Genomic DNA, 13,438 nt, shown 5'->3' with positions numbered 1-13,438 from the left:
CCGGGCATAAGGAACTGTCCCGGCACCGGAGGGTCTGGCACGGTGGGAGGTGTGAACACCACCCTCGTCGTCGTACTGATCGTTGCCTGGATCCTCGTTGGACTGCTGTCCGGACTGTGGATGGCGCGCCACGGCCACGACCCGTTGTGGACGCTGATCGCAGTGGTCCTGGGGCCGTTGTTCGTGCCGATCGCGGTGGAACGGGTGCAGCGTCGGCCCGGCGTGGCCAGATTCGGCTCCAAAGGTGCTCCGCCACAAAGGGCCGATAGCACCACGGGATTGCGCGTGCTGGTGGGCCTCGATGGATCGCGTGAGTCCGAGCGCGGGCTGGCAACCGCCCTACGGCTGTTCGGTACGCACGCCGGGCTGCTGGTGCTCGCCGAGGTCGTGCACTTCGAAGCGGCCGAATCCGCCTCCAGCGCCGACGTCGACGCCGCCGAGCGGCACCTGACGGAGCTGGCGAGCGGTGTCGATATCGCCGGTGTCGTGCACACCGAGGTGCTGGCCGGGGCTCCCGGCCCGACGCTACGCGGGTTCGCCGAACAGCAGGACATGGACCTGTTGGTGGTCGGTCGACGGGGCAAAGGGCTGTCCACGCGGCTGCTCGGCAGCGTGTCGGCGGACATCATCGAGCACTCGTCGGTGCCGGTGCTCGTCATCGAACCGGCCGCAGGCAAGGCCCGATGACTGCACCGGTCTCCCTGGAGACGAACGCGCACCACGGGATCCCCGGCCACGAGGTCGTTCTGCTGCTGGAGACCGACCCGCACCGCGGCCTCAGCGGTGACGAAGCCGCCCGGCGGGCGCAGAGATTCGGACCCAACGTCCTTCCCGCACAGCGGGGAGCAGGACTGCTGGTGCGGATCCTGCGTCAGTTCCACCACCCGCTCATCTACGTCCTGCTGGTTGCCGGCGCCGTCACCGCGCTGCTGGGTGAGTACGTCGACTCCGTCGTGATCTTCGCCGTGGTGGTCGTCAACGCCGTGGTCGGTTTCATCCAGGAATCCAGAGCCGAGGCGGCGCTGCAGAGCCTGCGCGCACTGGTCCATACCGACGCCAAGGTGGTTCGTGACGGCCGCGAGCGGGTCATCGCGTCCGAAGAACTCGTGCCGGGTGATCTGGTGTTGGTCGAGGCCGGCGACAAGGTGCCGGCCGACATCCGGTTGCTCCGAGAGGTGGAACTGCGTGTCGACGAGTCCGCGCTCACCGGCGAGTCGGTGCCCGTAGTGAAGGACGAAGTCGTGTTGCCGGACGCGACTCCCGTCGCCGATCGGCGCAACATGGCCCACTCCGGCACCCTGGTCACCGCCGGTTCCGGCGCCGGGGTCGTGGTGGCCACGGGGGCCGAAACCGAGATCGGGGAGATCCACCGACTCGTCGGTGCCGCGACGACATTGGCCACACCGCTAACCGAGAAACTCGGCTACTTCAGCAAGCTCCTCACTGTCGGGATCCTGGCCCTTGCTGCGCTCACCTTCGCGGTCGGTCTGCTGCGCAGACAGGATGCGGTGGAGACCTTCACCGCGGCGATCGCCCTCGCGGTGGCGGCGATCCCTGAGGGCCTTCCGGCGGCTGTGACGATCACGCTGGCCATCGGGGTGTCGCGGATGGCGAAGCGACGGGCCGTGATCCGGCGCCTGCCTGCGGTCGAGACCCTCGGAAGCACCACGGTGATCTGCGCCGACAAGACCGGCACGCTGACCGAGAACCAGATGACCGTGCGCGAGATCTGGACCCCCGACGAAACCGTGCACGTGACCGGGTCCGGCTACGCGCCGGATGGTGAGTTGCTGACGGAGGGCGGGCTACCCGCCCCGGTCACATCCAACGCCGCGCTGCGCTGGTCGCTGCTGGCAGGTGCGGCATGCAACGACGCCGCTCTGACTCACGAGGGTGAGCACTGGGGGATCGTCGGGGATCCCACCGAAGCCGCCATGCTGGTCGTCGCGGCCAAAGCCGGCCTCACCTCAGAGCACACCGGCGACAGCCTGCCCCGGATCGGCGCCATCTCGTTCAGCTCCGAGCGGCAGTACATGGCTACCTTGCACAGGTCAGGCGACGGACATGTCGCGCTCGTCAAAGGTGCGGTGGAGCGGATGCTCGAGTTGTGCAGCGACCAGATGTGCTCCGACGAATCGGTCCAGCCCGTCGATGCGGCGGCCGTGCTGCATGCGGCCGAGCAACTCGCCGCCGAGGGTCTGCGGGTGCTGGCTACCGGTGTCCGACGCTCGGCAGATCTGCGCGAATTCACCGAGGACGCGTTACCAGGCACGGTGACGCTGACCGGTTTGCAGGCCATGCTCGATCCACCCCGGTCGGCCGCCACACCGGCGGTGACCGCATGCCATACCGCAGGAATCGCGGTGAAGATGATCACCGGAGACCATGCCAGCACGGCAAGCGCCATCGCCGGCGCCGTCGGGGTGCTCGACACCGGCCCGACCACAGGACGGGCGGTGCTGACCGGTGCGGAGCTTGCAGACCTGCTCCCCGAAGACATGCCTGACGCCGTGGAGCACGCGAGCGTATTCGCCAGAGTGTCTCCGGAACAGAAGCTGCGCCTGGTCGAGGCACTGCAGGACAAGGGTCACGTCGTGGCGATGACCGGTGACGGCGTCAACGACGCACCCGCGTTGCGGCAGGCGAACATCGGGGTCGCCATGGGGCGAAGCGGCACCGAGGTCGCCAAGGACGCTGCCGACATGGTGCTCACCGACGACGACTTCGCAACCATCGAGGCCGCGGTCGAGGAGGGCCGCGGCGTCTTCGACAACCTCACGAAGTTCATCACCTGGACGCTGCCCACCAACGTCGGACAGGCCCTCGTGATCGTGACCGCGATCGCCCTGGGCGCAGCGCTGCCGATCCTGCCGACCCAGATTCTGTGGATCAACATGACCACCGCGGTCGCGCTCGGACTCATGCTCGCCTTCGAGCCCAAAGAGGCCGGCGTCATGACCCGCCCGCCGCGCGATCCGGGACAGCCGCTGCTCACCGGAGCGTTGGTGAGCCGGATCCTGCTGGTGTCGGGCTTGCTCGTCGCCGGCGCGTGGTGGCTGTTCGAGTGGGAGCTGACGAACGGCGCCACGTTGCCCGAAGCACGTACCGCGGCAATGAACATGTTCGTCGTGGTACAGGCGTTCTACCTGTTCAGCTGTCGGTCACTGACCCACTCGGTGTGGCGGATAGGCTTTTTCACCAACCGCTGGCTGATCTTCGGGGTGGTCACGCAAGCAGTGGCACAACTGCTGATCACCTACCTACCCGTCATGAACACGGTGTTCCAGACAGCGCCGCTGGACTTCGGTGGCTGGCTGCGCATCTTCGCGATCGCGGTGGTCGTCAGCGTGGTGGTGGGCGCCGAGAAGTGGCTTCGCGCGCGGATGAACCTTCGGAAGGGAGTTTGAACCGCGATGGGTCTCGCCACACCACCCCGGGAATTGCTCGTAGCGACAGACTTGTCACAGCCCGCGGATGTGGCGTTGACCCGCGCCGTGCAACTGGCCAATCAGCACGGCGCCCATATCACCGCACTGCACGTGTTGCCGGCCGACATCGATGACGATGTTGCCGAACATGCGCGCCGCAATGTGGAGACGCACCTCAGCGGCCGTCTCGACGGCGCCTCAGTGACTGTCGCGATCCGCCGTGGCAAAGCGGACCGCGAAATCGCGGCCGAGGCGGCCGACAGCGCGGCTGAGCTGGTGGTAGTCGGCGCCCACGGTGCGCACTGGCCCGCTGATGCTTTTCTGGGCAGCACGGCCGAGAACGTGGTGCGAACCAGTCCCGTTCCGGTCCTTCTGGCGAAGAAGCGTTCCACGGTGCCCTACCGCACGGTCGTCCTCGCCGTCGACATCTGTCTGGCATCGGACGACGCAGCCCGGTTCGCCACAGGCTTGACGCCCGGAGCCGACCATCTCGTCATTCATGCCGGTGTCGTCATCGGCGAGAATCTGTTGCGGATGCACGGAGTCGGCGATGAGGAGATCGAATTGCTGCGCCGTACCTGCACCGTGGAGGCCCGCGAATACATCGCGAGGCTGATCGACACACTTCCCGAACCTCCGAAACAGGTCGTCATCACCTCCGGCCACCCGGCGACCCGCCTGGTGGAGTTGTGCGACTCTCACGCCGCGGACCTGGTCGTCGTCGGGACAGGCACGCGGTCACCGGCGTCGTATGCGCTGCTGGGCAGCGTCGCCCAACAGGTGATGCGCCGGTCGAAATCGGATGTTCTGGTGGTGCCGGCGGTCAAGATCTGATCATGGACCTGCACCCGTTCACCACGATTGCTGTCATCCTGGCGTTCGCCACTGTCGCCGGGCTGATCGCCACCCGGCTGCGTCAACCGCTCATCGTCGCGTTCATCGCGGTAGGGATCGCGGTCGGTCCCGTGGGTACCGGATGGGTAACGGCCGACAACACGATCGAACTGCTGGCCAGACTCGGCATCGCCATACTGCTGTTCCTCGTCGGACTCCGTCTAGATCTCCAGATGATCCGCAGCACCGGCCCGGTAGCGCTCGCCACCGGCCTCGGACAAGTGGCCTTCACCTCGGTCATCGGGTACCTGATCGCGATCGGGCTCGGTATGGACAGCGTCACAGCCGTCTATGTCGCGGTGGCGCTCACCTTCTCGTCGACGATCATCATCGTGAAGCTGTTGTCGGACAAGCGGGAACTCGACCAGCTCCACGGTCGGATCGCCGTCGGCTTCCTCATCGTCCAGGACATCGTCGTGGTGCTGGTGATGATCGCGCTCACCGCATTCGGGCAGGACACCGGTGACAACCTCGGCCTCGGCATCGCCACCGTGCTGCTGAAGGGCGTGGGCCTGCTGGGCGGAACCTGGCTGCTGACGCGCTATGTACTGCCGTGGCTGCTACCGCACATTGCGCGGTCGCAAGAACTGCTGGTCCTCTTCGGGGTTTCGTACGCCACGTCGGTGGCGGCACTGAGCGAGTGGCTCGGGTTCAGCTCTGAGGTCGGCGCATTCCTCGCAGGAGTATCGTTGGCCAGCACGCCTTTTCGGGAGGCGCTGGGGGCGCGCCTGGTCAGCCTGCGCGATTTCCTGCTGTTGTTCTTCTTCCTCGATCTCGGTGCCCGGCTGGAATTCACCGATGCGGCAAGGCAGATCACCGAAGCCCTGGTGTTCTCAGCGTTCGTGCTCATCGGAAACCCGTTGATCGTGATCGTGATCATGGCTGCGATGCGCTATCCGGTACGGGTCGGTTTCCTCGCCGGGCTCACCGTTGCCCAGATTTCGGAATTCTCGCTGATCCTGGCGGCCCTGGGTTTGAGTCTCGGGCACATCACCAGCGCCACCGTCAGTCTGATCACCGTGGTCGGCCTCATCACCATCGGTGGTTCGACCTACCTGATCATGTACTCCCACCCGATCTACGAACGGCTCAAACGGTGGCTCTCGGTGTTCGAGAGAACCGGCAGCCACGAGCCGGACATGGCCGGGGGTGACGACGATTTTGATGTGATCCTGTTCGGGCTCGGACGATTCGGGAGTCACCTGGCCGCTCGACTCAGTAGCGCCGGCCATCGAGTCCTTGCGGTCGATTACGACCCGCATGGAGTGAAAACTCACATCCACCACGGCGTCACGACGATGTTCGGCAGCGCCGAGGACGTCGACCTACTCGCCGCCCTACCGCTGGGCCGGGCGAAGTACGTCGTCAGCGCCATCCCGGTTCTGCCGACCAATCTGGCACTCCTGCACGGTCTGCGCCATCACGAGTTCGACGGAACCATCGCACTGACCGCCCATACCAGCTACGACGCGGAGCAACTGCGTGCCGCGGGGGTGCACACCGTACTCGAGCCCTTCTCTGCAGCGGCACACACCACGTCGGAAACACTGCACGACCTGCTCACCGAGGATCCCGACTCGATCCGGCGTGACAAGACGACCGAATGACCGGCTACTGGCCGCAGGTCGCCCTGGTGGTGTCGCTCATCGTGGTCAACGGCGTGCTGGCCGGTAGCGAGGCTGCGTACATCTCGCTGCGAGAGGGACAGCTGCGCGAGTTCGAACGCCGCGGCAAGGGCCGCGAGCGTGTGGTCGTCCGCCTGGCGCGCGAGCCGAACCGGTTTCTCGCCACGATCCAGCTGGGTATCACGCTGGCGGGGTTCCTCGCCTCGGCCACCGCGGCGGTCACGCTGGCGGAACCTCTCGTCGCCCACCTGACGATTTTCGGGGACGCCGCCGAAGCGGTCGGTATCACCATCGTCACGCTGCTGGTGGCGCTCCTGACGTTGGTGATCGGGGAGCTCGCCCCCAAACGGCTGGCCATGCAGCATGCCCGCCGGTGGGCCGTGGTGGTGGCCCTGCCGCTGGAGCTGCTGGCAGTTGCCGCTCGACCTGTGGTGTGGTTCCTGGGCAAGGCCACCGACGTGGTCGTGCGGCTGCTCGGCGGTGACCCGCATGTCGGCAGGGAAGAGCTGACGGTCGAAGAACTCCGGCAGCTGGTCACCGGCCATCGAGGTCTGTCCGCCGACCAGCGGACGATCATCACCGGCGCTCTGGAGATACACGAACGGCTGCTCCGCGAAGTTGTCGTGCCGCGGCCCGCGGTCTGGCGAGTGCACGCCGGTCTGTCGGTGGAACGGGCCCGGCAGGAGCTCGCGGACTCCGGTCACATCCGGGCGCCGGTGGTCTCCTCCGGCGATCTCGACGACGTCCTCGGCGTGGTTCACCTGCGCGACCTCCTCGGCTCGTCGGGCACGGTGGCCGACGTGATGCATCCCGTCCTTCGGCTGCCGGACAGCCTGCGCGTCAGCTCGGCGCTGCGCCGGTTCATGGATGAGCACGAGCACTTCGCGATGGTGATCGACGAGCGAGGCGGCGTTGCCGGGATCGTCACCCTCGAGGACTTGCTGGAGGAGATAGTCGGCGAGATCTACGACGAGTCGGACCGCGACATCTTGTCGGTGACAACGCTTCCCGACGGCACCCTGCTCCTGCCGGGGACTTTTCCCATCCACGACCTTCCCGACATCGGTGTCGACCTCGACACCGTGCCGAAAGGGAACTTCGCGACGATCGCCGGATTGGTGGTGGCGGAACTGGGACGCATCCCCACGGGCCCTGGCGAGCGGGTGGTTCTGCCGGAGTTCACGCTCGAAGTCACCTCGGTGGGCAGCAATGCCGTCACCGGAGTTCGACTGACGCGACGCACCTCGGCATGAAGTGGCCGATTCCGCTCAGCTGGGGTGCCGGTGGTCAGCGGCGTAGGCCCTGATCACCGCCGCGGTGTCGCCCCCGAGTTGCAGGAACTCCGCGTCGAGGATGCCGGCGAGGCTGTCGACCGCGGCCGCGAGCAACGCGCCCGCCAAGCGCATCTGTGGGCGCTCGCTCTGGGCGGCCTCGTCGGCGAGCTGGGTGGCGTACTGGATCGAGACGGCCAACGATGCGTCCGCTTCGAGATCGCGGAAGTAGTACGTCGCCCCGTCCTGGTTGAAATCGTTGCGGACCTCGACGATCGCGGTGGCCAGCCCGGTGAGCACGCTCGTGGGAACGGCGTCGATGTCCAGGCCGGGTTGCGTCCGTCGCGCCTCGCGGAGCGTCGAGAGCTCCAGGGCCACCACGCGTCTGCGATGAAGCGTGGGATAGATCTGCAGCACCCAGGACACTGCCGCGGTGAGCAGCATGAACCCGAACAGCGACTCCAGCGGGACGATCAACCGCAGCCACGGCAGGGTCGGCACGATGTCGCCGAACCCGAGGGTGCCGATCGTGACCAGTGATACGTACAGCGAGTCGAACACCGGATTTCGTTCCGCAGGGCTGAGTTCCGAGCTGAAGGCGAACCCCTCCGGCATCAGCGAGAAATACAGCATCGCCCAGCCCAGGACCGCCATCGCTCCCCACGTCAGCACGACCAGCGCGATGCCCAGCGGACCCGTCATCGAGGCGATACGGCGATCCGGGTGGAACACCCGCAGCAACCACCAGACGAACTTCATCACGTTCGGAGCGATGCTGCCGTGACCGATCGGGTGGAACAGCGTGTGGAACACGTCGCGCATCACCGCGACCACGATCAGGGCGCCGACGACCCCGACAATCCAGTCCGTCACGAGCCTCCTCGGTAGTCCGGCGGGTGGGTCGGCTGCCGGGTGACACTCATCATGCTCCCTCGTCGCAGCCGACGGCGCCCGCACGGCGAACACAGCGGGCTTCATACTGAACGCTCATCCAAGGTGCCAGTGAAGGAGTCCGCGTGACTGATCGGCAGCCCGAACCATCGGCTGGGCTGGACCACCCGACAACGGCCGGCCCACGGTCGATGCGGTGGCGGGTGGTCGACATCGTCGTCGCCAGTGTGCTGGCGGTGGCGGCGGGCCTGATCTTCGTGCTGTGGAACATCGCATCCAACCCGATCGGCGCCCCGCTGAGCGCGCTGCTCCCCGGCCTGCAAGCCAGCATCGGCGGCGTGTGGTTGTTCGCCGGGGTGCTCACCGCCCTGGTCATCCGCAAGCCGGGAGCCGCGCTGTACGGGGAGATGGTGGCTGCCACCGTCTCCGCTCTCGTCGGCAACCAGTGGGGTGTGCTCACGCTGGAATCGGGCCTCGTCCAGGGCCTGGCCGCCGAGCTGGTGTTCGCACTGTTCCTGTACCGGCGCTGGAATCTGCCGGTGGCCCTGCTGGCCGGAGCCGCCGCCGGCCTCGCCATGGCCGTCAACGAACTGATTCTCTGGTACCCGGGCGCGGCCACCGCTTTCGCGGTGATCTACACGATCTCGGGGGTCGTCTCCGGCGTCCTGCTCGCCGGCCTGCTGTCCTGGCTGGGGGTGCGGGCGCTGGCCAGGACCGGCGCGCTCAGCCGATTCGACTCGGGCAGGGTGGCGCAACGCGAACCCCGATGAACTCACCCTGCGGCGGGGCCGCCGTCACGGCCCGAGACTGGGGTTGGTGTCATGCCGGGCGGGCTGACTGGGCCGTGCGCCACCTCGATCTTTCGATCGAGCCCGGCGAGCGGGTGCTGCTGCTGGGCCCGTCGGGTGCCGGCAAGTCGACGCTCCTGCACGGTCTGGCCGGGTTGCTCGGTGGCTCCGACGAGGGACACGAGGTCGGGCGCCTGCTGATCGACGGGGCGCCTCCCGGGGAGCGACGCGATCGTGTCGGCATGGTGTTGCAGGATCCAGACTCCCAGGTGATCCTCTCGCGCGTCGGTGACGACGTCGCATTCGGGATGGAGAACTTCGGTGTCCCGCGGGAGCAGATCTGGCCACGTGTCACCGAGGCGCTGCACACGGTGGGCCTGCCGCTGCCGCTGTCGAGATCCACCGGGGATCTCTCCGGCGGTCAGAAACAGCGCCTGGCGCTGGCCGGGGTGATCGCGATGAACCCTGGCCTGATCCTGCTGGACGAGCCGACCGCCAACCTGGACCCCGCCGGTGTCATCGAGGTACGCGACGCAATCGCCGCCACCGTGGAACAGTCGGGGGCGACGCTGATCGTCATCGAACACCGGACCGAGGCGTGGCTACGCGTCGTGGATCGGGTGATCGTGCTCGGCGCCGACGGCCACGTGCTCGCCGACGGCACGCCGGACGACACGCTGCATCGCGAGCGCGATCATCTGCTGCGTTCGGGCGTGTGGGTGCCCGGTGCACCACGTCCAGAGATCAACCGTGACCGGGTCCCGCACACCGAGCCGGTGATGACGGCCGCCGGGCTGGCGTTCGGGTATCGCGCCGGTGTGCCCGTCCACGCCGGGATGGACTTCGAGATCGGCAGTGCCCGAACGACGGTCGTGACCGGTCCCAACGGTGCGGGCAAAACCACGCTGGCGCTGACCCTCGGGGGTCTGCTTGCGCCGTTGGCGGGCGGGCTCGAGGCGGCCGTCGCGATGTCCCCGACACCCCACCGCCGCGAACCCATCCGGTGGCGGTCCCGCGAGCTGCTGAGCCGGATCGGCAGTGTGTTCCAGGACCCGGAACACCAATTCCTCACCGGCACAGTGCGAGAGGAAGTCGCACTGGGGCCGCGCACCCTCAAGCGTGGCGACGCGGAGACGGTCGCGCTCACCGACGCCCTCCTGGAGCGGCTGCGCCTTGACCACCTCGCCCAGGCGAATCCGTTCACGCTCTCCGGAGGTGAGAAGCGTCGGCTGTCGGTCGCGACAGTGCTCGCGACCGCGCCCGAGCTGATAATCCTCGACGAGCCCACCTTCGGGCAGGACCGGCGCACCTGGGAGGAGCTGATCCGGCTGCTGGCCGAGATCGCCGACCAGGGCACCGCTGTTGTAGCCATCACCCACGACCTGGACTTTGTCGGTCTGCTGGCCGACCACCACATCGAACTGACCGCGGGAGAAGCCGGCGCGGTGCTGGAGCCGCCGCGATGACCACCGTCGACAGCGCGCACCCGGAATCCGACGCCGGTCGCGTGCTCAACCCGGTCGCCAAGCTGCTGACCGCCCTGGTGATCGCGGCCGCTCTGGTGCTCAGCGTGGACTGGGTCTCGGCGCTGACCGCGCTGGTTCTCGAGATCGTGCTCATCGCGGTGCTCGGTGTCCGATTGCGCGCGTTGCTTGTTCGCGGTGGGCTGATCGTCGTCGCCGCCGGACTCACCGGCGTCACGATCCTGCTCTACGGTCAACCGAGCGGCACCGTGCACTGGCATTTCCTGTTGGTGAACGTCAGCGACGGCTCCATCACCCTGGCGGTCGCCACGTTCCTGAGGGTGTTGGCCATCGCCCTGCCGTCGGTGTTCCTGTTCGTCGATGTGCAGCCCACCGAACTCGCCGACGGTCTCGGCCAGACACTGCGGCTGCCCGCCCGGTTCGTTCTCGGGGCCCTCGCGGGAATGCGCTTGGTCGGACTGCTCAACCAGGACTGGCAGTACCTCGGCCATGCGCGCCGGGCGCGGGGGATCGGAGACGACGGCCGACTGCGGCGCACCGCCGGACAGGCGTTCGCGCTGCTGGTGTTCGCGGTGCGCCGCGGATCGAAACTGGCCACCGCGATGGAGGCGCGCGGATTCGGGGCGCGCACCAACCGCACCTGGGCGAGGCCATCGGTCTTCGGGGCGCGCGAGGTCGCCCTGGTGCTCGCCGGCGTCGGCATCGGGGGCGCGGCGATCACCGCCGCGGTTCTCGCCGGTTCGTGGAACTTCATCGGCAGGTAGCGTCGTCGGTGGACCACAGAGAGAAAACGAGGCCCCCCGCCATGCCAGAGCCGCAGTCGGTTCAGACCAGACCCGTCGTGAGCCGGCGGTCGCGGCGTCGGTGGCTGCGCCGAGTCGTCGTGTCCACGATCCTGGTGACCCTGTTCGGGGTGCCGTGGTGGACGCTGCTCGCGGCCGGGACGCAGTGGCCCGACGCGGTCGTGGTGGCCGGTTCGATCGTGTTCGCGGCAGCGTTCGTGGCGTTGCCCGCCACGGTGATCTCCGGACACGGCCCGAGGCACCGGGATTGGCCGGCCAGGATCGGCGACGCACTGCTGGGTGCGGTCTGGGTGTTGTTCGTCTGGTCGGTGCTGTCACTGCTGCTGCGCCTGGGACTGTCTGTGTTCGGTGTGGAGGATCCGCTCAGAGCGCGGGTGGTGGCGGTCTCGGTGCTGATCGTCGTGGCGGTGCTGCTGGTGTGGGGCTACGTCGAAGCCATGCGGGTTCCGCGGACCAAGAATGTCGACGTGCACATCGCCGGGCTCGGTAGCGGGTTGGACGGTCTGCGGGTGGTGATGATCACCGACACCCATTACGGGCCGATCGATCGGACCCGCTGGTCGACGGCGGTGACAAAGCGCGTCAACACCCTCGACGCGGACATCGTCTGTCACGTCGGCGATCTCGCCGACGGTACAGTCGCGGTGCGCGAGCAGCAGGTGGCTCCGCTGGCCGCAGCTCGAGGTGCGCTCGCGCGGGTCTACGTCACCGGCAACCATGAGTACTTCAGCGAGGCGCAGGGCTGGCTGGACTACATGGAGAGCATCGGCTGGGATGCGCTGCACAACAGGCACATCGTCGTCGAACGGGGTGGCCACCAGATGGTGGTCGCCGGCGTGGACGACGCGACCGCGCACGCATCCGGCGTCGACGGGCACGGCGAGAATCTCGACGTGGCCCTGGCTGGTTGTGATCCTGCACTGCCGGTGCTGCTGCTCGCGCACCAGCCCAAGCAGATCACCAGCGCGGTGAGCGCCGGGGTGGATCTGCAGATCTCCGGCCACACCCACGGCGGGCAGATCTGGCCGTTCAACTTCCTGGTCCGACTCGACCAGCCGGTGGTCGCCGGGCTGAGTGCCCACGGCGATCGCACTCAGCTCTACACCAGCAGGGGCACCGGCTTCTGGGGGCCGCCGTTCCGGGTCTTCGCCCCCAGCGAGATCACCGTGTTGACGCTGCGTCAGGGGTAGTGGGCCCGGTCAGGTCTCGAGCCGCGCCCGGATGGCGGAAAGCTTCTGTTGCAGTTCGGAGTCGGTGATCAGCCCACGAGCCATCAGCGAATGCGCCAGGCAGACGAGCTGATTCTCCGGATAGGGAAGATCCGAGTAGACGGTCGCCGCGAGGATGTCCTCCTCGTCGCGGCGTTCCTTGAAGCTCGGAACCGAGCTTTCACATGATGCGTGGTCGAGCACATCGCAGAGGCCGTCGAGGCTGGTTTTCCACGGCGGTACCGGGTTCTCGACGCCGTACTTCGCGGCCATCGTCGGCCACACCTGGCGGCGCGCGACGATCTGCCTCAGTGTCTCGCTGTCCACCTTCGGTTCCACCGTCAGTCACCTGCCGGGTGCACTGCGGCGCGGGTGTCGGTGATGACATTGGTCGTCACGCCGGGCTTGGGTAGTGCCACGCCGATCAGACAGTCACGGGTGACGATCTCGGTCAGCTGGTCCTCGGACCAACCCTCGGTGCCGCCGGGACGCACCGGCATGACCATGAAGCGGTGTTTCTGGTTGGAGTCCTGCACCCGGACCTCCACGTCGTCACCCAGGTAGAGACCGAACTCCGCCAGCACCTGCCTGGGCCAACGGACAAGGCGCCGACGATAATTGGGGGTGCGGTACCACTCCGGCGAATTGCCGAGGATGGGCCGTGGATAACACGAGCAGAGCGCACAGACGATGACGTGATGCACCGTCGGGGTGTCTTCGAGGATCTGGAACGCCGTGAAGTCGCTTGGGGTGCCGAAGCCGGTCGGTTCCAGCCAGTCGACACCGACCTCCTTACTGGCTTCCATCGGCTCATCGAGGGCGAGGGTCTTGAATTCCGGGTCGAGCCAGGCGCGGGCGACCAGGCGGGCAGCAGGGGTGGGGCCGATCTGCTCGGCGAACTCGGTGAACCGACGGTGCTCCTCGGCGGTGAAGATGCCCTTCTCGATGCACAACTCGCGCAGCGCGATCTCCAGCACCTCGAAGTCGGTGATCTCGTCGACCATCGGTTTCACGGTGCGGTCGTGGTCGTGGTCGTGGCCTGTCAT

General features: G+C 67.4%; 12 protein-coding genes. 9 read left to right on the top strand and 3 right to left on the bottom strand.

Going from position 1 to position 13,438, the window contains the following annotated elements; all coding sequences use genetic code 11:
* Positions 1-51 precede the first annotated feature (51 nt).
* The 5 genes from G6N53_RS03690 to G6N53_RS03670 are packed head-to-tail and all read left to right on the top strand — an operon-like array spanning position 52 to position 7,200.
* Positions 52-687, top strand: coding sequence for a universal stress protein (locus G6N53_RS03690; protein WP_205390273.1), 636 nt, complete (start codon positions 52-54; stop codon positions 685-687).
* Positions 684-3,407 carry an HAD-IC family P-type ATPase gene (locus tag G6N53_RS03685; protein ID WP_163887246.1) on the top strand — a complete coding sequence of 908 codons (2,724 nt, stop codon included), beginning with the start codon at positions 684-686 and terminating at the stop codon, positions 3,405-3,407. Before G6N53_RS03690 ends, G6N53_RS03685 begins: the two co-directional genes overlap by 4 nt.
* A gap of 6 nt (positions 3,408-3,413) precedes the next feature.
* Positions 3,414-4,262 (top strand): universal stress protein, encoded by an 849-nt coding sequence (locus G6N53_RS03680; protein ID WP_264065054.1) that lies wholly within the window; start codon positions 3,414-3,416, stop codon positions 4,260-4,262.
* Between the two features lie 2 nt (positions 4,263-4,264).
* The gene (locus G6N53_RS03675) at positions 4,265-5,929 is read left to right on the top strand and encodes a cation:proton antiporter (protein ID WP_163887242.1); all 1,665 of its coding nucleotides are present in this window, start codon (positions 4,265-4,267) and stop codon (positions 5,927-5,929) included.
* Positions 5,926-7,200: a hemolysin family protein gene (locus G6N53_RS03670; protein ID WP_163887240.1), complete on the top strand. Its 1,275-nt coding sequence runs from the start codon at positions 5,926-5,928 to the stop codon at positions 7,198-7,200. The genes G6N53_RS03675 and G6N53_RS03670 overlap by 4 nt, the downstream gene beginning before the upstream one ends.
* Before the next feature lie 15 nt (positions 7,201-7,215).
* Here G6N53_RS03670 and G6N53_RS03665 read toward each other — a convergent pair whose 3' ends face one another.
* The gene (locus G6N53_RS03665; protein ID WP_237166366.1) at positions 7,216-8,091 is read right to left on the bottom strand and encodes a potassium channel family protein; all 876 of its coding nucleotides are present in this window, start codon (positions 8,089-8,091) and stop codon (positions 7,216-7,218) included.
* Between the two features lie 209 nt (positions 8,092-8,300).
* On the opposite strand from G6N53_RS03665, the gene G6N53_RS03660 reads away from it, so the two are divergent.
* The 4 genes from G6N53_RS03660 to G6N53_RS03645 are packed head-to-tail and all read left to right on the top strand — an operon-like array spanning position 8,301 to position 12,374.
* On the top strand, positions 8,301-8,879 hold the full coding sequence (locus tag G6N53_RS03660) for an ECF transporter S component (protein WP_163895413.1): 579 nt from the start codon (positions 8,301-8,303) through the stop codon (positions 8,877-8,879).
* Positions 8,876-10,363 carry an ABC transporter ATP-binding protein gene (locus tag G6N53_RS03655; RefSeq protein WP_163887236.1) on the top strand — a complete coding sequence of 496 codons (1,488 nt, stop codon included), beginning with the start codon at positions 8,876-8,878 and terminating at the stop codon, positions 10,361-10,363. The genes G6N53_RS03660 and G6N53_RS03655 overlap by 4 nt, the downstream gene beginning before the upstream one ends.
* Complete coding sequence (locus G6N53_RS03650; protein WP_163887234.1) at positions 10,360-11,145, top strand: energy-coupling factor transporter transmembrane component T family protein; 786 nt, start codon at positions 10,360-10,362, stop codon at positions 11,143-11,145. The genes G6N53_RS03655 and G6N53_RS03650 overlap by 4 nt, the downstream gene beginning before the upstream one ends.
* Before the next feature lie 41 nt (positions 11,146-11,186).
* Positions 11,187-12,374: a metallophosphoesterase gene (locus G6N53_RS03645; protein ID WP_163887232.1), complete on the top strand. Its 1,188-nt coding sequence runs from the start codon at positions 11,187-11,189 to the stop codon at positions 12,372-12,374.
* 9 nt (positions 12,375-12,383) lie between these two features.
* Here G6N53_RS03645 and G6N53_RS03640 read toward each other — a convergent pair whose 3' ends face one another.
* Positions 12,384-12,665 (bottom strand): thiocyanate hydrolase, encoded by a 282-nt coding sequence (locus G6N53_RS03640; RefSeq protein ID WP_237166693.1) that lies wholly within the window; start codon positions 12,663-12,665, stop codon positions 12,384-12,386.
* A gap of 68 nt (positions 12,666-12,733) precedes the next feature.
* Positions 12,734-13,438: a thiocyanate hydrolase subunit gamma gene (gene scnC, locus G6N53_RS03635; RefSeq protein ID WP_163887228.1), complete on the bottom strand. Its 705-nt coding sequence runs from the start codon at positions 13,436-13,438 to the stop codon at positions 12,734-12,736.

The organism is Mycolicibacterium hippocampi (genome assembly GCF_010723735.1).
GTDB lineage: Bacteria > Actinomycetota > Actinomycetes > Mycobacteriales > Mycobacteriaceae > Mycobacterium > Mycobacterium hippocampi.
This window is presented reverse-complemented; position numbering and strand designations above follow the sequence as displayed.

Excerpts from the sequence above, each read along its gene's own strand:
- G6N53_RS03675 (WP_163887242.1), top strand. The coding sequence starts at position 4,265 with ATGGACCTGCACCCGTTCACCACGATTGCTGTCATCCTGGCGTTCGCC.
- G6N53_RS03670 (WP_163887240.1), top strand. The coding sequence starts at position 5,926 with ATGACCGGCTACTGGCCGCAGGTCGCCCTGGTGGTGTCGCTCATCGTG.
- scnC (WP_163887228.1), bottom strand. The coding sequence starts at position 13,438 with ATGACAGGCCACGACCACGACCACGACCGCACCGTGAAACCGATGGTC.
- G6N53_RS03685 (WP_163887246.1), top strand. The coding sequence starts at position 684 with ATGACTGCACCGGTCTCCCTGGAGACGAACGCGCACCACGGGATCCCC.
- G6N53_RS03645 (WP_163887232.1), top strand. The coding sequence starts at position 11,187 with ATGCCAGAGCCGCAGTCGGTTCAGACCAGACCCGTCGTGAGCCGGCGG.
- G6N53_RS03680 (WP_264065054.1), top strand. The coding sequence starts at position 3,414 with ATGGGTCTCGCCACACCACCCCGGGAATTGCTCGTAGCGACAGACTTG.
- G6N53_RS03655 (WP_163887236.1), top strand. The coding sequence starts at position 8,876 with ATGAACTCACCCTGCGGCGGGGCCGCCGTCACGGCCCGAGACTGGGGT.
- G6N53_RS03650 (WP_163887234.1), top strand. The coding sequence starts at position 10,360 with ATGACCACCGTCGACAGCGCGCACCCGGAATCCGACGCCGGTCGCGTG.
- G6N53_RS03660 (WP_163895413.1), top strand. The coding sequence starts at position 8,301 with ATGCGGTGGCGGGTGGTCGACATCGTCGTCGCCAGTGTGCTGGCGGTG.
- G6N53_RS03640 (WP_237166693.1), bottom strand. The coding sequence starts at position 12,665 with ATGGCCGCGAAGTACGGCGTCGAGAACCCGGTACCGCCGTGGAAAACC.